This window comes from Henriciella mobilis (assembly GCF_003576285.1).
GTDB classification, from domain to species: domain Bacteria; phylum Pseudomonadota; class Alphaproteobacteria; order Caulobacterales; family Hyphomonadaceae; genus Henriciella; species Henriciella mobilis.
Genome location: NZ_QWFX01000013.1, coordinates 92,100 through 115,185 on the forward strand (window position 1 = coordinate 92,100; position 23,086 = coordinate 115,185).

At 61.6% G+C, this 23,086-nt stretch carries 24 protein-coding genes; 11 read left to right on the forward strand and 13 right to left on the reverse strand.

Features of this window, described 5'->3' with window-relative positions; genetic code table 11:
• Positions 1-139: 139 nt before the first annotated feature.
• The 3 genes from D1223_RS10910 to D1223_RS10920 are packed head-to-tail and all read left to right on the forward strand — an operon-like array spanning position 140 to position 1,747.
• Positions 140-529, forward strand: a complete 390-nt coding sequence (locus D1223_RS10910) for an NADH:ubiquinone oxidoreductase subunit NDUFA12 (protein ID WP_119376464.1) — start codon at positions 140-142, stop codon at positions 527-529.
• Positions 522-1,094: an MlaD family protein gene (locus tag D1223_RS10915; protein ID WP_119376465.1), complete on the forward strand. Its 573-nt coding sequence runs from the start codon at positions 522-524 to the stop codon at positions 1,092-1,094. Before D1223_RS10910 ends, D1223_RS10915 begins: the two co-directional genes overlap by 8 nt.
• A gap of 11 nt (positions 1,095-1,105) precedes the next feature.
• Positions 1,106-1,747: a DUF2155 domain-containing protein gene (locus D1223_RS10920; protein WP_119376466.1), complete on the forward strand. Its 642-nt coding sequence runs from the start codon at positions 1,106-1,108 to the stop codon at positions 1,745-1,747.
• Here the strand turns inward: D1223_RS10920 and aat are convergent.
• The 4 genes from aat to D1223_RS10940 are packed head-to-tail and all read right to left on the reverse strand — an operon-like array spanning position 1,672 to position 4,637.
• Positions 1,672-2,340 carry a leucyl/phenylalanyl-tRNA--protein transferase gene (gene aat, locus D1223_RS10925; protein ID WP_119376467.1) on the reverse strand — a complete coding sequence of 223 codons (669 nt, stop codon included), beginning with the start codon at positions 2,338-2,340 and terminating at the stop codon, positions 1,672-1,674. The genes D1223_RS10920 and aat overlap by 76 nt on opposite strands.
• Positions 2,341-2,361: 21 nt before the next feature.
• Complete coding sequence (accC, locus tag D1223_RS10930) at positions 2,362-3,702, reverse strand: acetyl-CoA carboxylase biotin carboxylase subunit (protein ID WP_119376468.1); 1,341 nt, start codon at positions 3,700-3,702, stop codon at positions 2,362-2,364.
• A gap of 10 nt (positions 3,703-3,712) precedes the next feature.
• Positions 3,713-4,192, reverse strand: coding sequence for an acetyl-CoA carboxylase biotin carboxyl carrier protein (gene accB, locus D1223_RS10935; RefSeq protein ID WP_119376469.1), 480 nt, complete (start codon positions 4,190-4,192; stop codon positions 3,713-3,715).
• Positions 4,193-4,205: 13 nt separating this feature from the next.
• Positions 4,206-4,637: a type II 3-dehydroquinate dehydratase gene (locus D1223_RS10940; RefSeq protein WP_119376470.1), complete on the reverse strand. Its 432-nt coding sequence runs from the start codon at positions 4,635-4,637 to the stop codon at positions 4,206-4,208.
• Positions 4,638-4,703: 66 nt separating this feature from the next.
• Here D1223_RS10940 and thiS point away from each other — a divergent pair, with 66 nt between their 5' ends.
• The 3 genes from thiS (at position 4,704) to D1223_RS10955 (ending at position 6,333) form a co-directional block, all read left to right on the forward strand.
• The gene (thiS, locus tag D1223_RS10945; RefSeq protein WP_119376471.1) at positions 4,704-4,904 is read left to right on the forward strand and encodes a sulfur carrier protein ThiS; all 201 of its coding nucleotides are present in this window, start codon (positions 4,704-4,706) and stop codon (positions 4,902-4,904) included.
• 92 nt (positions 4,905-4,996) lie between these two features.
• Positions 4,997-5,494, forward strand: a complete 498-nt coding sequence (locus tag D1223_RS10950; protein ID WP_119376472.1) for an SRPBCC family protein — start codon at positions 4,997-4,999, stop codon at positions 5,492-5,494.
• Positions 5,495-5,559: 65 nt separating this feature from the next.
• A complete protein-coding gene (locus tag D1223_RS10955) occupies positions 5,560-6,333 on the forward strand; it encodes a thiazole synthase (RefSeq protein WP_119376473.1) in 774 nt (257 codons plus the stop codon).
• 3 nt (positions 6,334-6,336) lie between these two features.
• On the opposite strand, the gene D1223_RS10960 is transcribed toward D1223_RS10955, so the two are convergent.
• From D1223_RS10960 to D1223_RS10980, 5 genes are all read right to left on the reverse strand, one after another.
• Positions 6,337-7,086 carry a DsbA family protein gene (locus D1223_RS10960; protein ID WP_119376474.1) on the reverse strand — a complete coding sequence of 250 codons (750 nt, stop codon included), beginning with the start codon at positions 7,084-7,086 and terminating at the stop codon, positions 6,337-6,339.
• Between the two features lie 125 nt (positions 7,087-7,211).
• Complete coding sequence (locus D1223_RS10965) at positions 7,212-8,573, reverse strand: M48 family metalloprotease (RefSeq protein WP_119376475.1); 1,362 nt, start codon at positions 8,571-8,573, stop codon at positions 7,212-7,214.
• A gap of 84 nt (positions 8,574-8,657) precedes the next feature.
• A complete protein-coding gene (locus D1223_RS10970; protein ID WP_119376476.1) occupies positions 8,658-9,677 on the reverse strand; it encodes an ABC transporter ATP-binding protein in 1,020 nt (339 codons plus the stop codon).
• The gene (locus tag D1223_RS10975; protein ID WP_119376477.1) at positions 9,674-11,293 is read right to left on the reverse strand and encodes an ABC transporter permease; all 1,620 of its coding nucleotides are present in this window, start codon (positions 11,291-11,293) and stop codon (positions 9,674-9,676) included. The genes D1223_RS10970 and D1223_RS10975 overlap by 4 nt, the downstream gene beginning before the upstream one ends.
• A 13-nt stretch (positions 11,294-11,306) precedes the next feature.
• Entirely contained in the window at positions 11,307-12,401 is a 1,095-nt protein-coding gene (locus tag D1223_RS10980) for an extracellular solute-binding protein (RefSeq protein ID WP_119376478.1), read from the reverse strand.
• A 130-nt stretch (positions 12,402-12,531) separates the two neighbouring features.
• Here D1223_RS10980 and D1223_RS10985 point away from each other — a divergent pair, with 130 nt between their 5' ends.
• Both D1223_RS10985 and D1223_RS10990 read left to right on the forward strand, forming a co-directional pair.
• Positions 12,532-13,611, forward strand: coding sequence for an FAD-dependent oxidoreductase (locus tag D1223_RS10985; protein WP_119376479.1), 1,080 nt, complete (start codon positions 12,532-12,534; stop codon positions 13,609-13,611).
• 54 nt (positions 13,612-13,665) lie between these two features.
• Positions 13,666-14,838 carry an acyl-CoA dehydrogenase family protein gene (locus D1223_RS10990; RefSeq protein WP_233353128.1) on the forward strand — a complete coding sequence of 391 codons (1,173 nt, stop codon included), beginning with the start codon at positions 13,666-13,668 and terminating at the stop codon, positions 14,836-14,838.
• A gap of 15 nt (positions 14,839-14,853) precedes the next feature.
• Here D1223_RS10990 and D1223_RS10995 read toward each other — a convergent pair whose 3' ends face one another.
• The gene (locus tag D1223_RS10995; protein ID WP_119376480.1) at positions 14,854-15,480 is read right to left on the reverse strand and encodes a sulfotransferase family protein; all 627 of its coding nucleotides are present in this window, start codon (positions 15,478-15,480) and stop codon (positions 14,854-14,856) included.
• Between the two features lie 157 nt (positions 15,481-15,637).
• Entirely contained in the window at positions 15,638-16,066 is a 429-nt protein-coding gene (locus D1223_RS11000; RefSeq protein ID WP_119376481.1) for a PaaI family thioesterase, read from the reverse strand.
• Positions 16,067-16,199: 133 nt separating this feature from the next.
• On the opposite strand from D1223_RS11000, the gene D1223_RS11005 reads away from it, so the two are divergent.
• Entirely contained in the window at positions 16,200-17,360 is a 1,161-nt protein-coding gene (locus D1223_RS11005; protein WP_119376482.1) for an acyl-CoA dehydrogenase family protein, read from the forward strand.
• Positions 17,361-17,385: 25 nt separating this feature from the next.
• The gene (locus tag D1223_RS11010) at positions 17,386-18,621 is read left to right on the forward strand and encodes a serine hydrolase domain-containing protein (RefSeq protein ID WP_119376483.1); all 1,236 of its coding nucleotides are present in this window, start codon (positions 17,386-17,388) and stop codon (positions 18,619-18,621) included.
• Positions 18,622-18,680: 59 nt separating this feature from the next.
• On the opposite strand, the gene D1223_RS11015 is transcribed toward D1223_RS11010, so the two are convergent.
• A complete protein-coding gene (locus D1223_RS11015; protein ID WP_119376484.1) occupies positions 18,681-19,469 on the reverse strand; it encodes an enoyl-CoA hydratase/isomerase in 789 nt (262 codons plus the stop codon).
• A gap of 138 nt (positions 19,470-19,607) precedes the next feature.
• Between D1223_RS11015 and D1223_RS11020 the strand changes: the two genes are divergently transcribed.
• On the forward strand, positions 19,608-21,044 hold the full coding sequence (locus tag D1223_RS11020) for a coniferyl aldehyde dehydrogenase (RefSeq protein WP_119376485.1): 1,437 nt from the start codon (positions 19,608-19,610) through the stop codon (positions 21,042-21,044).
• Between the two features lie 6 nt (positions 21,045-21,050).
• On the opposite strand, the gene D1223_RS11025 is transcribed toward D1223_RS11020, so the two are convergent.
• On the reverse strand, positions 21,051-23,036 hold the full coding sequence (locus tag D1223_RS11025; RefSeq protein WP_119376486.1) for an alpha/beta hydrolase family protein: 1,986 nt from the start codon (positions 23,034-23,036) through the stop codon (positions 21,051-21,053).
• Positions 23,037-23,086 lie beyond the last annotated feature (50 nt).

Below are 23,086 nucleotides of genomic sequence, written 5' to 3' on the forward strand. Positions count from 1 at the left end.
CGGACCTGGCAAGCGCCTGACTTAATTGGTGTCGCGCAGACTTGACGGGCCGGTTCAGATATTGTGAGCCGTAGCCTAACTGGATTCGCGGCGCAGCCTGCCCCATATTCCAGTCCACAGGAAGGTTCAGGATTCGGCCATGCTCAAGCTATTTACCTGGTGGAATGGTGCCACGCTCGGTGCCCTGTTCGACATCAAGCGGCGCAGCACGCTCGTTGGGACGGACGAATATGGGAACAAGTATTATGAAGACCGCAAGAAGTCGGTCGAACACCGCAATCGCCGTTATGTCGTGTATCGCGGACTCGCCGAACCGTCGAAAGTCCCGGCCGACTGGTTTGGCTGGCTGCACTACACGCTGGAAAAGCCGCCGACCGAAGCACCGCTTAATCGCCGCGCCTGGGAAACAGATCACAAGCCGAACATGACCGGTACGCTGTTTGCCTATCGCCCGGACGGCTCCCTGAAGGAGTCTGGCAAGCGCCAGAAGTCCGACGCTGACTACGAGGCCTGGACACCCGATGCGTGAATCGATTTTTGAAACCCTGATCGGCGCAGCGGTCGTCGTTGTGGCTGGCGTCTTTCTCTGGTTTGCGCTGGCGCGCGGCGGAGAGGCTGCGTCTGCCCCGTCCGGCAGCGTCGAGATCGGCGCGCGCTTCAGCAGCGTCAGCGGTGTCGACCGCGGAACGGACGTCCGCATGGCCGGCGTGAAGGTCGGTACGGTGCGGGCGATCAAGCTTGATGTCGACCGGGCCGAAGCCCTGGTCACCATGGCGTTGTCGAAAGATCTCTTCCCGCTGGAAGATGGTGCCTCGGCCCGCATTCAGGCCGAGGGCCTCTTGGGTGGCAATTATATCAGCCTCGAGCCGGGCCCTGGCTTCGGCGAAATTGAGCCGTGCGGGGAAAACCAGAAGCTTTTCGGCGACTCCGGCTGCGGTGAAATCCTTTACACGCAAGGCAGTGTCGACCTGCTCACCCTGTTTGCGTCCTTCGCCAATGGCAGCGGTTCTGGTTCGGGTGGTGCAGCCAGCGACACAGAATCGTCCGATTCATCGGGTTCAGATGAGGGTGCTTATCCTGACCCGGCTGAATAGGGAGTCGTCTTTTGAAACTTGTCCCGATTGTCTGCGCGACAGCTGCCCTGGCTTTGTCGGTCGGTCTCAGCGCGGCGCAACAAGGCCCCGATGAACCTGCTGCTGAGGAGCAGGGCGCTGAGTCAGACGGCCTGCTCGAAGAAGCGGAAGACGATCAGCGCGCTGTGCGCCAGCCCAGCTACGTCAAGCTCCAGACAGCCACGCTGCGGGCGCTGGACAAGATTACAGGCCGTTCCACAGACTTCGAGATAAAGGTCGGCGAACCGGTGATCTACGGATCGCTGAAGATTGATCTGTCGGTCTGCTATCAGACCCCGCCGGAGGAGCCGCCGGAAAGCGTGGCGTTCCTGAAGATCGAAACCACGCAGGCCATCCGAATGCGGTCCATGGCCGTGCCGCGCCTTGCCAGCGAGGTTGAAGGTGTCGACGATAGCGAAATCGACGCCGAGGCGATCGCGCAGAACGACGAGGCAGAACCGCGCGGCGACGATGAGCAGGAGGCGGCGGATGAAGAGCTGCTGTTTTCCGGCTGGATGTTCGCGTCCTCACCCGGCCTCAGTGCGCTGGAACACCCCGTCTACGATGTCTGGGTGATCAGGTGTACCGACCGCTCACCGGTCAGCCCGTCCGGCCCGGGTAATCCGGCCGAGTAGAAATCCGCATCTACAGAGAGCGCATGCTGCAGGCGGCGCATGAACTCTGCCTTCGGAACTTCTTCAAGGCCGAACTGCTCAAGATGCGGATTGTGGAATTGGGCGTCCAGCAATTCAAAACCGCCAGCAATCAGTCTCGCAACGAGGTGGACCAGCGCCACCTTCGATGCGTCGGTCTTGCGGGAAAACATGCTCTCGCCAAAGAACGCCCCGCCAAGCGCAACGCCATAGAGGCCGCCCACGAGCCAGCCATCCTCATCCCAGCACTCGACCGAATGGGCATAACCCTGCCGGTGCAGTGCGCTGTAGAGGTTGAGGATAGGGGTGTTGATCCATGTGGTGGGGCGATTGGGAACTTCCGCCGCACACGCTTCCATGACCCGGTTAAAGGCAAGGTCGACCGTCACGCGGAACGGCTCCCGGCGAACGGTCTTCTTCAGGCGCTTGGGAATGTGGAATCCCTTGAGCGGCAGGACCCCGCGAATTTCCGGAGCAATCAGGAACAGATTCATGTCATGGCGCGAATCCGCCATGGGAAACACGCCCTGCCGGTAGCAGTCGAGCAATCTTTCCGTATCGAACCGGTCTGACATGGCGGCCTCCGCCCGGCCAGTCTAGCTGTTGGCGAGGAAACGCTCCAGCCAGTGGATGTCGTAATTGCCATCGACGACATCCTTGGCTTCGACCAGACGCTGATGCAGCGGTAGCGTCGTCTGGATGCCGCCGATCACCATTTCGTCGAGCGCGCGGCGCAGGCGCATGACGCACTCATTGCGGGTCCGGCCATGGACGATGAGCTTGCCGATCATGCTGTCATAGTGCGGCGGGATCTTGTAGCCGGCATAGGCGGCGCTGTCGACGCGGACATCGGGGCCGCCCGGCGCATGGAATTCAGTGATCGTGCCGGGTGAGGGCATGAAGGTTTCCGGATGCTCGGCATTGATCCGGCACTCGATGGCGTGGCCGACGAGGATCACGTCTTCCTGGCTGAAAGACAGCTTCTTTCCGTCGGCTATGCGGATCTGTTCGCGTACAAGATCAATACCGGTGATCATCTCGGTGACCGGGTGTTCGACCTGGATGCGGGTATTCATTTCGATGAAATAGAAGTTCCCGTCCTCATAGAGGAATTCCATCGTGCCGGCCCCGCGATAGCCGATCTTCGCAACCGCCTTGGCGACGATGGAGCCGATTTCTTCGCGCTGGGCCTGATTGAGGGCCGGCGAAGGGGCTTCCTCGAACACCTTCTGGTGGCGGCGCTGCAGCGAGCAGTCGCGTTCCCAGAGATGGGCGGTGTTGCCATGTGTGTCGGCGATCACCTGGACTTCGATATGCCGCGGCTTTCCGAGATACTTCTCGAGATAGACCGCATCGTCGCCGAAAGCGGCCTTGGCCTCGGTCTTTGCCGTCTTGATCGCGTTTTCCAGTTCCTTTTCGGTCTTGGCGACCTTCATGCCCCGGCCACCGCCGCCGGCAGCTGCCTTGACCAGGACCGGATAACCGATCTTCTTCGCGATCTTCTTGGCTTCACCCGTGCTCGTCACGCCGCCATCGGAACCGGGGACAACGGGCACGCCCGCGTCGATCATTGCCTGTTTCGCGGCGATCTTGTCGCCCATGACCCGAATATGCTCAGCCGTCGGGCCGATAAACTTGATGCCGTGCGCTTCGACCATTTCGGCGAACTGCGCATTCTCCGACAGGAAGCCGTAGCCAGGATGGATGGCATCGGCATTGGTGATCTCGGCGGCAGCCAGGATGCGGGATTTTTTCAGATAGCTCTCCGAAGACGGCGCCGGTCCGATGCAGACGCTCTCATCGGCCAGCCGGACAGCCATGGCGTCCCGGTCGGCTTCGGAGTGCACGACCACGGTCGATATGCCCATTTCCTTGCAGGCGCGGTGGATGCGCAGGGCAATCTCGCCGCGATTGGCGATGAGGACTTTTTCAATCATGTGATCGGCCTCACTCGATGACGATCAGGGGTTCGCCGAACTCTACGGGCTGTCCATCCTCGACGATGATTTCCTTCACTGTACCGGCAGTGGGCGATTCGACGGGGTTGAAGGTCTTCATGGCCTCGACCAGCATCAGCGTGTCGCCTTTCTTGACCTTGTCGCCAACGCTCACGAATGGCTTTGCGCCCGGTTCGGGGGAAAGATAGACGGTGCCGACCATCGGACTGGTGATGGCGTTCTTGGCCGCAGCGGCTGGTGCCGCGTCTGCGGCCGCAGGGGCGGCGGCTGGCGCTGCAGCTGGCGCGGGCGCTGCAGCCGCAGGTGGTGCAGCATACTGGATCGGCGCCGGGGCATTCGCGCCGGCCTTGCTGACCCGTATGCGCAGGCCTTCGTGTTCGACTTCGACCTCGCCCAGATCGGCATCCCTGAGGATGGAAGCGAGTTCCCTGACGAGACCTGTATCTAGGCCGTTCTTTGCCGTGCTCATGAAATCGGTGTCCTCAAGCTGTCATTTTTATCGCGGCTTCAAGAGCGAAGTGATAACCGCGTGCCCCTAGTCCTGCAATCGTTGCTGTAGCAGTTGGGGCTACATAGTTGGTCAGGCGGAAGGCTTCCCTCGCCGCCGGATTAGACAGGTGAACCTCAATGATCGGCACGGTGCAAGCGCGCAGTGCATCGTGCAGTGCAACCGAGGTGTGCGTATATGCACCGGCATTGATAATCAGCGCGGATGCGCTGCGCGAGGCTTCCTGGACCCAGGTCACCAGTTCACCTTCGCCGTTCGTCTGACGGAACTCAATCGCGCGCCCATTCGCTGCTTCAACGAGCGAGTCGCGAATGTCGTCCAGCGTCTGCGAGCCGTAGATCTCCGGTTCGCGTGTGCCAAGGAGGTTGAGATTGGGTCCGTTCAGGACGTACACCGGCTTTGTCATGGTGAGGGTTCTTGCGCTGCTTCTTCTGGCAAGGCAAGCCATTCGCGAACAAGGGAGCGAGATGAAATGCAGGTTTTCGTCAATGGCGACCCGTTTGAAATCGATGCTGGCGCCAGCGTGAGCGACCTGGTCGCGAAACTGACCGACGACCCGCGCGGCATCGCTATCGAGCTCAACCGGGAGATCGTCCCCAAATCGAAACACGCCGAGACATCGCTCAAGGATGGCGACCGGCTCGAAGTCGTGCAGTTCGTCGGCGGCGGCTGAGGCGGAGCGTCTGGCTTCCGTTACGGTCTGTCTTTTGCGCTGCCGCGCATGGTGTTAGGCCGGTGACACCTTTGGGCAACGGGAGCGGGAAGATGGCAAAAGAACCGAAGAAGCTTGATGAGGTGGGCGAAGCCTACCTGGCGGACGATGCCAAGGTGCAGTCCGTATCGCATGAGTTTTCCCTGCCGCCGCAGGTGGTCTGGAATGCGCTGCTGGATGGCGAGACCTGGACGAAATGGCTTCCGATCACAAAAGTTGAATGGACATCGCCGAAGCCGTTCGGTGTCGGCACCACACGCACGGTCTGGATTGGAAAGCAGGTGGTGGAAGAAGTCTTCTTCGCCTGGGACGAAGGCCGGCGCATGGCCTTCCGCTTTGATCGCACCACGCTGCCGCTGAAAGCCGGAGTCGAGGATTACCAGGTTCACCCCACCGCTGACGGGTGCAGGATGGACTGGTATTTCCGCGCGAAGGCGCCGCTCTTTCTCGGTCCTCTCATCTCGGGCCAGATGAAATCGGGACTTCGCAAAGGCCTGCCGAAGCTTGAGGCCTACATCCGGGAGAATCCGGAAAAGTTCGGCCTGGCCTGATCTGCATGTCAGTTCTGACGTCCCGGGGCCTAGCCTTGGCAGGCATTGTTTTCTAACTAGCCCTGATGACAGACGATACGCTCAAGATTGCCGGACGCGAGTACACCTCGCGTCTCATCATCGGGACTGGAAAGTACAAGTCCTACGCGCAGAATGCCGAAGCCGCCCGCGCGGCCGGTGCTGAAATGGTGACGGTAGCGCTGCGCCGGGTGAACCTGTCCAATCCGGATGAGGACCGTCTGCAGGATCATGTCTCGCCGGACAAATACACCTACCTGCCGAACACGGCCGGTTGCTTTACCGCTGACGATGCGGTGCGCACGCTGCGCCTGGCGCGGGAAGCGGGCGGCTGGGATCTCGTCAAGCTCGAAGTCCTGTCGGACCAGAAGACGCTTTACCCGGACATGGAAGAGACGCTGTCAGCGGCCAAGGCGCTGATCGCCGACGGCTTCCAGGTCATGGTCTACTGCTCCGACGATCCGGTCTATGCCAAGAAACTGGAAGATGTGGGCTGCTGCGCCATCATGCCGCTCGGCAGCCTGATCGGCTCAGGCCTTGGTATCCAGAACCCGCTCAACATCCGGCTCATCGTGGAGAATGCGCGTGTGCCGGTCATTGTCGATGCCGGCGTTGGAACGGCCTCCGATGCGGCCATCGCCATGGAACTCGGCTGCGACGGGGTGCTGATGAACACGGCCATCGCCGAAGCGAAAGACCCTGTCCGCATGGCGCGCGCGATGAAGCATGCCGTCCTTGCCGGCCGTGAGGCCTATCTGGCCGGCCGCATGGGCCGCAAGCGCTATGCAGACCCAAGTTCGCCCCTGGCCGGGCTGATCTAGACCTCAGCTGTCCTTCGACAGCTCGTCGCGGATCAGATTGTTGACCATCTCGCGGTTCGCACCCGGGACGACGGCTTCGCCGATAAAGAAGGCCGGTGTGCCATCCACGTTCAGCTTGCGCGCCAGGCTCTTATTGTCCGCGATGATCTTCTTCAGCCGAACCGAATCCATGTCCTCGCGCATCTGAGCGACATCGACACCTGCGCGCTCTGCGGCGGCATCGATGTCTTCCGGGTCAAAGCCGGTAGAATTGTCCAGTTCCATGAGCTCGAGGTGCATCTCGGTATACTTGCCCTGCTGGCCGGCTGCGAGCGCGGCGAGGGCGGCCTTTTCACTTTCGGGGCTGAGAATCGGCAAGTCCTTGAACACCACCCGGACCTTGCCCTCATAGTCTTCAGGCAGAGCCATCGTCCAGTCGAGCGAACGCTTGCAGAAGCTGCAGCGATAATCGAAGAACTCGACGACCGTCACCGGTGCATCCTCCGGCCCGATCGCGTAGTCGTCATCGCTATTGTAGATGGCGTCGTAATTGGCGCGGATGTTTTCACGGACAGCTTCGGCCTCGCGGGCATCGGCTTGTTGCGAAAGACGGATCAGGGCTTCCTCGATTATTTCGGGATTCTCCAGAATGTATTCGTGTACGATCTCTTCGATCTCGGCCCGGTTCAATGAGGTTTCGCCGCCCCCTTGTGCGCAGGCAGATGCTGCAAATACGGCAGTGGCGAGAAGGCCGGATTTCATTCTGGTAGCCATGATTACTCCTGAGCTGGGGCGGAACAGCCCGCGTCTCCTAGACAACAAAACTTTCAATTACATCAATGCGGTCTGCAATGCAGGTTCACAATGGGGTGAAGTACCCAAAGGCCTGAGGATACGGTCTAGCCCCGGCGGCGCCAGTAACCCTCATTCTCGGGAAGGGCCGGGTCTGTGACATTGCGGATGTCATTGGCGCGGCGGGCATCTGGCGTGTTCGGCTCGAGATCCTGCGCAGCGCGCCCGGCAAAGATATAAGCCCGCTGGTAGTCCCCGATATTGTAAGCCGACTCAGCCGTCGCGAGTTCGGCCTCGGCCCGGCGGCCCTGCTTTTCGAGCGCAATGGCGAGCTGCGACCAGGCGAAGGAGTTCTGCGGCTCCTTGATCAGCGCGTCGCGCAGCGCGTTCTCGCCGGCTTTCACGTCGCCTTCCTCACCGCGCGCAATGAGCGAGCGGGCATAGTTGATCAGCAGCAGCGGATGACCGGGAAGGTATTCCAGCGACTTCGCATGCGGCGCGACCGATTCGGCGGGCTTGCCCATTTCGAACAGGGCCTGGCCCTTCAGCTCCCAATAGTACGGGTTCTCGGGAAACTCCTCGAGAAGGGAATCGACTTCAGACAAGGTTCCCGCCAGGTCCGACGACTGCATCGACGCAATGGCCCGGGCATAGCGGGCCGCTTCGCTTTTGTCCGAGCGCGGATACTTCTGATAAACGCGCGCCAGCGGTTCCAGGAAGCCGATCAGCTTGGCTTGCATCAGGTCGAACTCGCGTTGCGTCTTCGGGTCCGGCGGCACATCCATGAGGCCGGTTTCCTGGGCCAGCTGCCGGGTTGTTCGGATTCGGTCGGAGGCCAGTGGGTGAGACCGGAAATAGGGGTAACGGCGCGCTTCGGACAGCACTTCCTGGTAACGATAATTCTCGAAGAATTCGACCATGCCGCGCGGCGACTGGCCGAGTGCGGCGAGATAGGAAACCGCAGCCGCATCGGCGGTCGCTTCCTCCGCGCGCGTGTGCACGAAGAAGTTCAGGGCAGCAAATTGCTGGGAGCTGGCAATCAGGGCCGCGCCAGCATCACCGGCGCCCGCCGCAATGGCCAGCACGCCGAGCCCGATCGAGACCAGGGCCGGGCGCGAGGCGACCTGCGCAGCCCGGGTCCGGGAAATCGAGTGCCCGCACGCAATATGGCAGGTCTCATGCGCGATGACGCCCTTCACCTGTCCCGGTGTCTCCGCCGCGATCAGCAGGCCGGTATGAAGGTGGATCTTCTGGCCGTTGGCGACGAAGGCATTCAGGCTGGGGTCATTGATGATGTAGAGGTCGACATCCGACGGGTTGAGGCCGGCGACCTCGAGGATCGGGTCTGTCCATTCGCGCAGTGTCGTCTCGATTTCCGCATCGCGGATCAGGCTCTGCGCCGATGCTGTTGCGACGAAGGCGAGCGCCCCGACAGCGGCGATGATGGGTCTCAGGAAGGAGAATTTCATGATCTGCCTGATTGGTTGCTGGCTTCGAACCTAGTGAAAGAATACGGCGAAGGCGAGACATCGCTGCATGCCTTCAACGAATTGTCAGGCCGATTCCGGCGGCAGGCAGAACACGAATTCGGGCGATAGCGTCACCTTGACCGTTTCGCCGGGCGACGGCCGGCGCGCCCCGATACCAATCCCGCGAAGCGTGTCGTGGCCGTTGTATTTCAGTTTGAGTTCCATCAGGGCGGAGGTGCGCTGCGCGGAGACTACCTCCATCGGGACCCCGCTCTCATCGCCTGACAGCCGGATCGCTTCAGGACGGAGGCAATAGGAATCAGCCTCGGGAAGCTTCGTCGCCCATGCTTCCGGCAGGTCTGCCCGGGCGACAGGGAACAGGGGGCCAAGTGCCCGCGCCACAGGCAGGGATGTCGGATTGAGGTAGAGCGCTTCGGGTGTGTCTTCCTGCAGGATGACGCCCTTGCGCATGACTGCGATCCGGTCCGCATCCCGCATGGCTTCGGCGGCATCGTGACTGACGAGCAGGGCGGGAATGCCGGCCTCGGAAACCGCGGCAAGGGCAATGCGCCGGACTTCGGATTTCAGCGTCACATCGAGACCGGAGAATGGTTCATCCATCAGGATGGCGACGGGCTTGGCAGCCAGCGCCCGCGCAATCGAGACGCGCTGCTGTTCGCCGCCGGAAAGCTGGTGCGGATAGGCTTTCGCCCGGTGAGACAGGCCGAGGCGCTCCAGCCACTCGCCCGATTCCCTGCGCCGGGCCTCTTTCGTCATTCCCTTCAGGCCAAAACCGACATTGTCGAGCGCATTGAGGTGCGGAAAGAGCGCAAAGTCCTGGAAGATCAGGCCGATCGAGCGGCTCTCGGCCGGGACGTGGGTCGATGTCGAGGACAGGACCTTGTCGCCCAGCAGGATTTCGCCGGCATCGACCGGCTCCAGCCCGGCAAAGAGCCGAAGCAAAGTCGATTTGCCCGCGCCGGACTGGCCGAGCAGGGCGGTGATCTTGCCCGGCTCCAGCGTCAGTGAGGCGTCATTGACGACCGGCGTGCCTTCATAGAAACGGCTGACGCCAACCGCCTTCAATGGGAGAAGTTCATTCATCCAGCTGCCCTCGACTCACCAGCTTTGGTGAGCTGCACTGACAGCAGGATGACCGGCCCGAGTCCAGCCAGCGTAATGAGAAGTGATGGCAGGGTTGCCGCCGCGAGCCGCTCATCGCTCGCATAGGCGTGGGCCTGGACGGCCAGCGTGTCCCAGTTGAAGGGACGCAGCATCAGCGTCGCCGGCAGCTCCTTCAGCATCTCGACAAAGAGGATGATGGACGCGGCCGCTGCGCCGGACATTGCGACCGGCAGGTCAACCCGGACAAGGCGCTGGAAACGGTTGGCGCCGAGGCTGCGGGCGGCATTGCCGAGGCTGGCCGGGGCGCGGGAGAAGGCCGCACTCAGGGGTTCGGCCCCAGCTGCCGTGAAACGGCTGGCATAGATCCAGACCAGGAAGACCAGCGCAGCCGGGCCGGCCACCGAAAAGCCGGTCCAGGACAGGATGAACAGCGCGCCCAGCGCCAGAACGATACCGGGGGCGGCGTATCCCGCGCCGGCAGCGATCCGCCCGATCAGTTGGCTGAACCGGTTCTGGCGCGCGCCGACAACCACGGTGACGGCCAGCACGAAGGCGAGCGCGGAGCCCGCAGCGGCCAGGACCAACGAATTGAGGAAAGGCCGCAGGATGGCTTTCTGGCCGATACCTGTCTCGACGCTGACCCAGACGAGGCGCGTGACCGGCAGGATGAAGGCCATGAGCAGGATCGCGAAGCAGCTGGCTGCAACCATAAGACCCGCCTGGCGGCTGAGCTTGCGCCGTTTCGGTGTGCGCCAGCGTGTTGCCGTCTGCTGCACGCTGCCGCGCCCGCGTGAGCGCCGTTCGATCAGCTGCAGGCCGAAAGCGATCAGGATAAGAAGGAAGGCAAGACGCGCGGCGACGGCGGGTTCGCTGAAGCTGTGCCAGGCGCGGAAGATGCCGACGCTCAGCGTCTGTACGCCAAGATAGCTCGCCGCGCCATAGTCTGCGGCGGTTTCCATCAGCGCGAGCGCCAGTCCTGCGAAGATGGCGGGGCGGGCAGACGGGAGGACGACATTGATGAAGATACGCGCCGGAGACGCGCCAAGGCTCCTGGCGGCTTCTATCGTACACAGCGACAGGTTGGAGAAAGCAGCCCGCGCGGTGAGATAGACATAGGGGAAAAGCGCGCACGCCATGACGAAGGACAGGCCGGGGGCGCTGTAGAGATTTGGAAACCAGTAATCGCGGGCCGAAAGGCCAGTCACATCACGCAGGACAGACTGCAGCGGTCCGCCCACCTCCATGATATCGGCCCAGGCATAGGCGAGGACATAACCGGGCGCTGCCAGCGGGAGGATTAGCGCCCACTCGAAGATGCCGCGGCCCGGAAAGTCAAACAAGCTGACGAACCATGCCGCCGGCACGGCCAGCAGCAGGATGAACACGGTTGTCAGCAGCAGCACGCCAAGCGTCGTGAAAGTGTAGCCGAAGAGCTGGGTCGAGACGATATGCGACCAGGCCTCACCGCCGCCGCCGAAAAGACCGGTTAGCAGCGCAGCGATGACCGGTGCGCCGATCAGCAGCGCCGCCACCAGCGTCGTCAGCGCCGAGGCGCTGAGCCGGAAGGCTGGGAGGTGGCGGGCTGTCGGTTGCATCAATGGTGGTGCTCTAGTTCCACCCTGCTTCGTCGAAAATGCGCTGGGCTTCGGCCTGGTGCTCGCCAAACGCACTGAGGCGCATGTCACTCTCGCCGACCTGCGGAATGCGCTCGAGCCCGGCCGGGCGCTCGGCCTCATCGATTACCGGGATTTCCTTGGTCTCGGTGGTCAGGCGAGCCTGGCCGTCGGGGGTAAGCAGGAACTCGATGAACTGCACGGCGAGCTCCTGCTGCTTACTCGTCGCCGACAGCGCCGCGCCGGTGATGTTGATGTGGTGGCTGGTGCCTTCCCCGAATGTCGGGAAGGTCAGCTGGGTCGACAGGGCGGCGTCGCGTGTCGAATCAGACCGGCTTTCGGTCATGCGGACCCAGTAATAGTGATTGGTGATCGCAACGCCGCAAAGCCCGGCAGCGACCGCCTCGATCTGGTCGGTGTCGCCACCCTGCGGGGCGCGCGCCATGTTCGCCACGACACCTTCCGCCCAGGCCTGCGCCTCATCGGCGCCCCATCGTTCGATCATCTCGCCCATCAGGGACAGGTTGTAGATGTTCGTGGACGAGCGCACGCAGATCTCGCCCTCAAGCGACGGGTCGGCAAGATCCTGCCACTCATCGACCTGATCCGGCGAAATGCGCTCAGGGTCGTAAGCGACGCCCCGGACGCGGCGGGCAAGGCCAACCCATTGGCGCTTGTCGTCCAGCAGGCGCGCCGGAATGCGGCTTTCAAACTCGCCTTCGGGCAGGGCCTGGGTCAGGCCGGCATCCTCGAACCGCCAGAGCGCACCGGCGTCCGAAGCAATGATGAGATCGGCGGGGCTGTTGGCGCCCTCGGCCTTCATCGTCTCCAGCAACTGGTTGGCGCCCGCCTCGCGATACAGGACCCGAATGCCGGTCTGGTTCTCGAACGCTTGATACATCAGCCGGTCGGAATCATAGTGCCGTGCCGAATAGATGCGCAGCGTCCCGTTCGAGCCGGGCTCCACGGCCGCGGTTTCGGCGGACTCTCCGCTTTCGGGGGATGCTGGTGCATCGGGGCTGGACGGGGAACAGGCCGCGATCAGGCTGGCGGCTGCGAAACAGGTCAGAGACTGGATGAAATTCGACATAGGCAGGCTAAATCACAAATGAGAAGCAATCGCAACTAGGGCGAGGCAGAGTGTCTCAGCCTGCTCCACCGCGCCAGTTTTGCCGTCGTGAAAACTGTTCAAGGCTGGAGGCTTCCCCTAACTAGCCTTCATGAGTGGAACAGAGGCATCAGCAAAGAGCAGCCGTGCCTGTATCGCCGTTGTCGGTGGCGGCATCATTGGCCTGTCGGTCGCCTGGGAATTGTCTCGCCGCGGGCACATGGTCACCGTGTTCGACCCGGCCAGCCCGGACCGTTCCACCAGTTGGGCGGCAGCGGGCATGATCGCGCCGGCCTATGAAGTCATGATCCATGGCGGCGGTGCCGGCACGCCGCTCGCGCGGCTTTGTTATGAGTCCGCCGCGCGCTGGGCCGGGTTCGCACGCGACCTGGCTTTTGAAAGCGGCATGCCGGTCGGTTATCGTTCAGCGCCGACATTCGCGCTGGCGCGAACCATAGACGAAAAGGAACGTCTGGCAGGCCTGGCCGCCACGCTTGCAGATGCCGGGCACCGTTTCGCCTGGCACGGCACAGCCGAGGTGAGAGACCGGCTAGGTGTTTCGGCCAAAGTGCAGTCGGTGCTCGAGTTGCCGGATGACCACCAGGTCGACAATCGGCGGGTGCTCCAGGCGTTTCGGCGGTATGGCGAACAGGGCGGGTTCCGGATGGAGCGGCGTGCTGTTTCGTCGAGAGACGAACTCGGGGACCGTTTCGATGCGGTCGTCTGGTCGCGCGGCACCCGGGAGACAGGCGTCGAGGCACTGGTGAAAGGGCAGGCGCTTGCGCTGCAGCCCGTGCCGGGTTTGCCAGCTGAGGTCTTGCGATTCGGATCAGGCTACATCGTGCCGAAGGCGGACCGGGTCGTGATTGGTGCGACCAGCGAGGAAACATTTGCCCATTCCGGTGTCAGGGCGGACACCACACAGGCGCTGCGGGATGCTGCCATAGCCGTGCTGCCCGAGCTCAGGCATGCACCGGTCCTGGAGACATGGGCAGGCCTGCGACCGAAACGGGCCGGCGGGCTGCCGGTCATCGGTGAATTGGCGCCCGGTGAATTTGTCGCCGCCGCGCATTATCGCAATGGCATCCTGCTTGCGCCGGCAACGGCTTCGCGCATCGCCGACATGGTCGAAGGCGATGCAGAAGCTGAGGGCGCTTTTTCGCCGCACCGCCTGCAGGCGAGCTATAACTGACTGGATTTGACAGGCAGCTGCACATAGTTGTCTGCGCAACGGAGGATTTTTGACATGCATTCAATCGGTCAGATGACAGAAGACCAACTTGCCATTCAGAGCGCCGTCGAGCGGACATGCTCCCAGTTTGGCGAAGACTACTGGGCAAAGACTGATGAAACGGGCGATTGGCCGGAAGCCTTTTGCGACGCCATGGCGGAAGGCGGCTGGCTGGGCGTTGCTTTCCCGGAAGAGTATGGCGGTGCCGGGCTCGGGCTGACGGAAGCCGCGCTTGTCATGCAGACCGTCACGCGTTCGGGGGCTGGCTATTCCGGTGCATCGGCAATTCACCTCAACATCTTCGGGCCCAAGCCGCTCGAGAAATTCGGTAATGCCGAACAGAAACAGGAAAACCTGCCGAAGATCATCTCGGGCGAGGAAAAGATGTGCTTTGCCGTGACCGAGCCGAATTCCGGCCTCGACACGTCCAGCCTTGAGACGCGCGCCGAGCGCACCAATGCAGGCTACACGATCAATGGCCGGAAAATCTGGACGACCGGCGCCCAGCGGGCCGACAAGATCCTCATCATCGCGCGCACCACGCCGAAAGAGGAGTGTTCCAAGCCCTATCTCGGCCTGTCGCTTTTCTACACCGATTTCAATCGGGACAAGATCGACGCCAAGCCGATCCCGAAAATGGGCCGCAAGGCGGTCGAATGTAACATGCTCTATATCGACGGCCTCGAAGTGCCGAAGGAGCACCTGATCGGTGAAGAGGGCGCTGGCTTCAAATACCTGCTGCAGGGGCTGAACCCGGAACGCGTCCTATTCGCTGTGGAATCGGTGGGTCTCGGCTTTGCCGCGCTAGAGCGTGCAGCCCAGTATGCGCGCGAGCGCGTCGTCTTTGGCCGGCCCATCGGCCAGAACCAGGGCATCCAGCACCCGCTTGCGAAAAGCTGGGCAGAGCTCAAGGCGGCCGAACTTCTCGCCTATAAGGCGGCTGGTCTTTATGATGCCGGCCAGGAATGCGGAGCCGAGGCCAACGCTGCTAAATATCTCGGGACCGAGGCCGGCTTCAAGGCGTGCGAGAATGCCGTGCTGACCCATGGCGGCATGGGCTACGCCAAGGAGTACCATGTCGAGCGCTACATGCGCGAAGCCATGCTCGCCCGGATCGCGCCCGTCAGCCGTGAGATGATCCTGAATTTCATCGCCGAGCGCGTGCTGGACTTGCCGAAGAGCTACTAGAGCGAAGGCTCCGGCTTACATGTCGTCGGCGCCCTTCATCAGCTCGAAGAACTCTTCGCGGTTGTTCGTGCGGGGGTAGGGCGTTTCCGGCACCGGGACGCCAAGGTGCGCGCACAGCGGTGCCCAGCCGTCCTTTGCCGAGTGGACCAGCAGGCGCTCTTTCGGGAAGGCCGCCTTCACCGCCGCTTCATGGGCATTGAACACCGCGATCAGGCTCTCGCGGTCCCATGCCTCGCCAAGGCTGCGCTTCAGGATTTTCATCACCATGGTCATCCATGGCACGGCGGGCGGCGGCCATTTCTCGGGCGCCTGCGCCACGGCAAGGATGGTCTGGGAGATGCTGTCATACCAGCTCTCTGCGGAGCGTGATGACAGGATCATCTTTGCGTCGGGATAATAGTCGGCGAGTTCCTTCCAATAGGCCGCGGTCGGCCAGTCCACAGCCGAATGGTAGCCTGCATAGACTGTCTCCCAGTCCGGCTTGCCGTCTACCACATCATTCCAGAGCGGCACAAAGGCCTGTCCGTTCTTCAGGACTTCATCCATATGGTAGCACGGCCCGAAGCCGAGCTGATCGAGCGCCAGCTTGAGCGACATCGTCCCTGTCCGGCCAAAGCCTGCGCTGATGACTTTCAGTGCCATGTGTCCATTCCCCCTTCAGATAAACTCCCAGCTTGAAACTGGCCTAGCATGGGCGCGGGGCCTTCAACAGCATTTTCGAAACAGGGGGCTGGCGGAGCGGTGGTCAGTCCGTTGTCCTATCGCCTGGAATGGAAGCGGCCTGCTTCTATGCTGGCTGCTAGCGTTTGGGACGCCGCATGATCGTGCCGGAGAAATTCAGCGACGGCTTGCCGTCGCCTGTAATGATGCCCCGAACGAAGGTCAGGTTCTTGCCTGAACGCAGCACTTCGCCGCGCGCCTCGATATAGGCGCCCTCTGCGGGGCCCGACAGGAATTCGGAGGTGAAGGCGACCGTCACGCCATACTCGCCTTCGATCTGTTCATGCGCGATCGCGAAGAGCGAGAAGTCGGCAAACGCCATCAGGCAGCCGCCGTGCACGCTGCCGCCGGCATTCATGTGTTTGCGTTCGGCGCGGAAAGCGGCAACCGGGCCCTGCTCATCCACGCGGAAGTAGAACGGCCCGGCCGATTCGTACTCGAAAGGCTCTTCCGGCCAGGTGTACCAGCCTTCGAACTCTCCACTCTCCACGCGATTTGCCGGTACCATGATGCCTCCCTTTTGCAGTCTTCGGCCCCGTCTAACGCGGCGAGAAGGATGGCGCTACCTCCTCGCAGCCTTGCGCTTGGCGTTCGATGCGATCAAAGCATATTGTGAAAAGAGAATTCGACAGGAGGATTGCATGGCTTTCGATGCTGAAATTCGTCAGGCGCTGATAGAGCAGGTGCGCCGGTTCGTGACGGAGCGGTGCATCCCGATAGAGGCCAAGGTCGGCGAAGAGGATGAAGTGCCTCAGGATGTCGTCGACGAGATGAAGTCGCTCGGCCTGTTCGGCCTGGCCGTCCCGGAAGAGTATGGCGGGCTTGGTCTGGACATGGAGACCGAATGCCTTGTCGCGCTGGAGCTGGGACGCACATCGCCAGCCTTCCGCTCGGTTGCCGGCACGAATATCGGCATTGGCAGCCAGGCGCTGGTCCTGTTCGGCACCGAAGCGCAAAAAGAGAAATGGCTGCCGGGTATCGCCTCCGGTGACCTGATCGCCTCCTTTGCACTGACCGAACCGGGCGCCGGGTCCGATGCTGGCGGCCTCAAGACAAAGGCCGTGCGCGACGGTGACCACTACGTCCTGAACGGTACGAAGCGCTACATCACCAATGCCAACAAGGCGAACCTCTTCACGGTGATGGCGCGGACCGATCAGGACGAACCGGGCGCCAAGGGCGTCTCTTCCTTCGTCGTCGAGCGCGACACGCCGGGCGTCAGTGTCGGCGTGCCGGAAAAGAAGATGGGCCAGCAGGGCGCCCATGTCTGTGATGTGATCTTCGACGACGCCCGCGTGCCAGCAAAGAACATGATCGGCAAGGAAGGCGAGGGCTTCAAGGTCGCAATGAGCGTGCTCGACAAGGGCCGCCTGCATATCTCCGCGGTCGCGACGGGTGCGTCGGAACGGCTGATCAAGGAAATGGTCGGCTACGCCATGGAGCGCGAGCAGTTCGGCAAGCCGATCGCCCAGCATCAGATGATCCAGGCGATGATGGCCGACAGCCAGGCCGAGGCCTATGCCGCCCGCTGCATGATCCTCGACGCCGCCCGCAGGCGCGATGCCGGCGAGAGTATCACCATGCTCGCCTCATCGACGAAGCTCTTCGCGACCGAAGCGTGTGGCCGCATCGCCGACCGGGCCGTGCAGGTCTTCGGCGGGGCAGGCTATATCACCGATTACGGCATCGAGCGTTTCTACCGCGATGTCCGCCTCTTCCGCCTGTACGAAGGCACCTCGCAAATTCAGCAGATCGTGATCGCGCGGGAATTGATGAAAGCGGCAAATGCTGGTGAGCTGTAGCTAGAAATCGATCCGGGGCAGGGACATGACAATTCAGGATGAGATTAGCGCTGGCGATGTCGGCATGAACGAGGAGCGGCTGGCCGCAATTCCAACCTATTTCGGCAAGGCCTATCTCGACAGCGGCAAGCTGCCCTGCATGGCGACCATAGTGTCGCGCAATGGGCAGATCATCCATGAAGCCTATCGCGGCCGGACCCGTCTGGATGGCGGGCAGCCGATCAATCCGGAAACGATTTTCCGCATCTATTCGATGACCAAGCCGATCACCTCGGTCGCGGCGATGATGCTGTTCGAGGAAGCGAAGATCCGCCTCGATCATGAGGTCGCCCGCTACATCCCGGAATTCGAGCACACGCAGGTCTGGGTGAAGGGCACGATCGACGATTATGAAACGCGCAAGCCGAACCGGCCGATGCAGGTGCGCGACCTCTTCACGCATACGTCGGGGCTGACCTATGGCTTCCTGATGCAGCATGAGGTCGACGCGATCTATCGCCGCGAGAAGATCGCCCGGCCAGACGAAACGCTTGAGGAAATGTGCGCACGGCTGGCGGGCATTCCGCTGCTCTTTTCACCCGGCACGCGCTGGAACTACAGCCATTCGACGGATGTGCTCGGCCGCGTGGTCGAGGTTGCGTCCGGACAGACGCTCGACGCGTTCTTCAAGGAGCGCATCTTCGAGCCGCTGGGCATGGAAGACACCGATTTCTACGTGCCGGAAGACAAGCTGCACCGCCTCATGGCCTGCTATTCGCGCGACCCTGTCAGCGGCAAGGTCACGCTTAGCGACGGCGATGGAGAAGAGTCAAAGCTCTACCGCTCCAAGCCGCCGCTGTTGAACGCGGGCGGCGGGCTGGTATCGACCCTGCGCGACTATCACAAGTTCTGCCTGATGCTGCTGCATGGCGGGCGGCTTGGCGGGACGCAGCTGCTCAGCCCCAAGACGGTCGAGTTCATGCGCAAGAACCACCTGCCCGAGGGCAAGACGATCAAGCAAATGGGCGACAAGACCTTCTCCGAAGCCCGGATGGAGGGCAATGGGTTTGGCCTTGGCGGTTCGGTTGTTGTCGATGTTGCCGAGACCATGCAGCCCGGATCGCTCGGCACGTTCAGCTGGGGCGGCCTCGCCAACACCTTCTTCTGGATCGACTATGAGGAAGAACTCATCGCCATCCAGGCGACCCAGATGATCCCGTCGGGCTGCTACCCGATCCGCCCGCAACTCCAGCAGCTGGTCTATGCGGCGATTGACTGGTGAGTGAAACGGGCCGTCATCCCGGACCTTGATGTGTCGGGGACGACGGCCAGCAACTTAGATCAGGCTTTCTTGAAGTTCGCCGGGCGTTTCTCGAGGAAGGCTTTCACGCCTTCGGCAAAATCCGGAGAGCGGCCGGCGGTGCGCTGGGCGAAGCGCTCGGCCTGTAGCTGGCTGTCGAGGTCATTGTCCTCGGCCTGCCAGACAAGGTCGCGGATCATGGACAGGGCCGTTGTCGGGCCGCTGGCAAGCTGCTGGGCATAGCTCTTGGCTTCGTCCATGAGCTTGTCGTCGGCGACCACGCGATTGACCAGCCCCCAGTCGAGCGCCTGAGCCGCCGGGATCTTTTCGCCGAAGAGGGTCATCTCCATGGCACGGGCCCGGCCGATCGTCCGGGTCAGCAGGAAGGTGGAGCCGCCATCCGGCACCAGGCCGATGCGACGGAACGCCTGCAGGAAGTAGGCGCTTTCAGCCGCCACGATGAAGTCGCCCATCAGCGCGATGGAGCAGCCAACGCCCGCCGCCGCGCCATTCACAGCCGTGATGACGGGGTGAGGATGGGTACGGATCGCCTTGATGAAGGGGTTGTAGAGCCGGTCCAGCTCGCGCCCCGCATCCGGCTTGCGTTTGGATTCGCCGCCGCCCATGTTTCCGGAAAGGTTCGCGCCTGAGCAGAAGCCACGCCCATTGCCAGTAATGATGGTGCAGCGCGCCTCATCGCCGGCCCGCTCCAGGGCAAGGCTCATCTCGTCGACTGTGTCGACACCGGCAGCATTCATCGTTTTCGGATCGTTGAACGCGATGATGGCTATGTCGTCTTCTACCTTGTATTCGATTTTTTCGAAGCTCATGGGGCGTTTCCTCGTTGCAATTTCTCGGTGAATGTACCCGCTTCTCGTGGGCAGAAAACCGTGACGTGGCGACAATCTTTGGATTGGAGGGTATATCCGGTAGATTGGAACCCTTTACAAATTTTTGGGAGGACCCGCATGGCCCTGGATACTTCAAGCCCCGATCAGATGAGTTCTGTTCTCGCCCGGCAGAAAGCGGCGCATATCCGTGACGGAATTCCCTCTGCCGAACGGCGCGAGGAATGGCTGGACAAGGCGATCGACCTCCTGGTGACGCACCGCAAGGCGCTCAGCGAGGCGATGAGTGCCGATTTCGGTCACCGCTCCATGGACCAGTCCGACTTCACCGACATTGCCGGATCCATCGGCGCGCTGAAGCATGCGAAGAAGCATCTGCGCAAATGGATGAAGCCGGAAAAGCGTTCGACAGACTTTCCGCTCGGCCTGATGGGCGCCAAGGCGCGCATTCAGTACCAGCCCAAGGGCGTCGTGGGCGTCATCAGCCCATGGAACTTTCCGGTGAACCTCACCTTCACGCCGCTGGCCGGTGTTTTCGCCGCTGGCAACCGGACGATGATCAAGCCGTCGGAATTTACCGAGCAGACATCCGAGCTGATGAAGAAGCTGTTCGCCGAATACTATACCGAGGAAGAGGTTGCCGTGGTCACCGGCGGGCCGGACGTAGGCGCGGCCTTCTCCAAGCTGCCCTTCGACCACATGATCTTCACTGGCGCGACGTCGATCGCCCATCACGTGATGCGGGCCGCAGCGGATAATCTTGTCCCGCTGACGCTCGAACTCGGTGGCAAGTCACCGGTGATCCTCGGCGAATCCGCCGACCTCGAAAAGGCCGCCAAGCGTATCATGGCAGGCAAGACGCTGAATGCGGGTCAGATTTGCCTCGCACCGGATTACGCGTTTGTACCGAAAGAGAAGACGAAGGATTTCGTCCAGGCGGCGACCAGCGCCGTTGAAACCATGTATCCGTCCGGCCTCAAGGATAATGTCGACTACACGTCAGTGGTAAACCAGCGCCACTATGACCGGCTGCAATCCTATCTTGAGGATGCAAAGTCGAAGGGCGCGGAGATCGTCGAGATCAATCCGGCTGGCGAGAACTTCTCGCAGCAGCCCTACCACAAGATGCCACCGCATATCATCATCGATCCGACGGACGACATGAAGGTCATGCAGGACGAGATTTTCGGCCCGATCCTGCCGATAAAGTCCTATTCCGGCGCGCAGGAAGCGGTGGCCTATGTCAACGCCCACCCGCGCCCGCTCGGCCTCTATTACTTCGGTGAGGATGCCGACGAGCGTGACTATGTCCTCAACAATACGACCTCTGGCGGGGTGACGGTGAACGATGTCATCTTCCATGTCGCCCAGGAGGACCTGCCTTTTGGCGGCGTTGGTCCGTCCGGCATGGGCTCGTATCATGGGGTCGACGGTTTCCGGGAATTCAGCCACCGCAAGTCGGTCTACACGCAGATCGGTTCGGAGCTGCTTGCCATGGTTCGTCCGCCCTATGGCGACAAATACCGCAAGCAGGTCGAAAGCCGCATCAAGAAGTAGGCGCGCCTATGGCGTCGGCGCGGTGGTCGGGTTCGAACCGGCCGCCTGCGCCAGGTGTTCCGATACGAAGGCATCCAGCGCCTGCAGCGTGGCCAGGCGTGTTTCGCTATCGCTGAGCCAGTGGTCGCCGCCTTTCAGCTTGACGAGGTCCACATCCTTTCCGGCGCGATCGAGCGCCCGCTTCATTATGCGGCTCTGGTCATATTCGACGACGGTGTCGTCGATGCCATGGATGAGCAGGACAGGCGCCTTGAAACTGTCGGCAAATTCGCTGGGCGAGATTGAGCGGAGCTTTTCGCGGCGCGCATCGCCATCTGCCATGATCCGTTCCCAATATGTAACGCTCCAGCTGTCACGGCCGTGATCGCGGCTTTCAGTGCGGAGCATCTTTTCGAGATCGGCCACCGGTGCAATCGCGGCCACGCATCTGTAAAGGTCGGGCGTAAACGCTCCACCAGCGAGAGCGGCATAGCCGCCATAGCTCGCACCGATAATGCAGACCCTGTCAGGATCCGCATATCCGCTGCTGGTCATGGCATTGACGCCATCCGTGATATCGTCCTGCATCTTGCCCGCCCATTCGCCCTGTCCAGCATCCTCGAAGGCCTGCCCGAAACCGGTCGAGCCCCGAAAATTCGGCTGCAGGACAAAATAGCCGCGATTGGCGAAGAACTGGGCGAGCCAATCGAAATCATAGGTGTCGTGAGCCGCAGGGCCGCCATGCGGCATGACAATCATCGGCAGCTTCATTCCGGCCTCCAGGTTTGTGCCGGGCGGAATTGTGAGGATGGCGGGGATCTCGAGCCCATCCCGGGCAAGATACTTCGCAGCAAAGACCTGGCCCACGGCCTCTGGCGGAATGTCTGTCCGCGAATAGGCAAGGATGGTCAGCTTGTCCGGATTTCGCTGGTGCAGCAGCCAGAAATCCACCTTGAACCCGTCAAAGACGCGATAGAGCATGCTGGACCGGTCGTCGGCCCACGAGTCGAGCTCGATCATGGTGTTAGGGAAGGTTGAGGAGACAAACGTATAGCTCTCCTGCAGGACGTCGTCGGCAAAATCGTAGGCTGGCAGCGTGCCGGTGTATTTCACGCCTACAAAGCGCCTGTTGATATCGGTCAGGACAGCGCCGATGTCGGCACCCTCCCGCGCATAGGTCGACTCTTGCGTGCTGCCATCAAAATTGATCCGCGACAGCGCGCTGAAGCCCTCTTCATCGTCACGAACACTGACGAAGAAGGCACCCTTTTCGTCATTGGTGAGGGCAACGATACTGACCGGAAGTTCTGCGCTGTCTATGTCCAAAAGCGCGTTCCAGTTTTTACCATCATGATACTCGGCAACGTATTTGTCTTTGTCGTCGTCGTAAGACTCGCGCACCAACGCCTCGCCTTCGGTTGAGACGAACCAGTCGATCGTGTCATGAAAACCGCGCGTGTGCTTGCGGCCATGGCCGCTATCGGGATCAGCCTTCAGAATGTCGTAGTGTGGCTGAGACCTGGAAGACCCTACCCACGCTGGCATCAGCAGGTCACCTGATGCGAGCCGACCGATGACCCTCCCGATGCCACTTTGGGCTGGATACAGGCTTCCTTCGCGAGAGAGCAGCTGTTTCGACTTGCCGTTCTCCAGGTTGATCGAAATGGCGGCGGAATACTCGTACTTTCCTCGAAATCCCCAGGTCTGGGTGGTCTCCGAGGCCTGCAGGATCACATGCTTGTCGTCACTGAAGAAAAGGCCCCGGACCTTCATCGGTTCGACGCCGAACTGATGCGTGATCGCTCTCTCCTTCGCGTCATAGATTCGCAGGACGAAACTGGCGTTCTTCTGCAGAAGAAGGGCAATCCTGTTGCCACTGGGAGAGACTTCAGCTTCGACGAGGGAGGGCAGCTCGCCATATGCTTCGATTGGTGGCTGTGGTGCCTGGGCTGAAGCGGCAAGAGACATACAAATGGCCGCCATCGCATTGATGACGATACTGAAAAGCTTCATGAATGACCTCTCACGCCCTGATGCAAAGCATCACGCTAAGGTTTCATGAG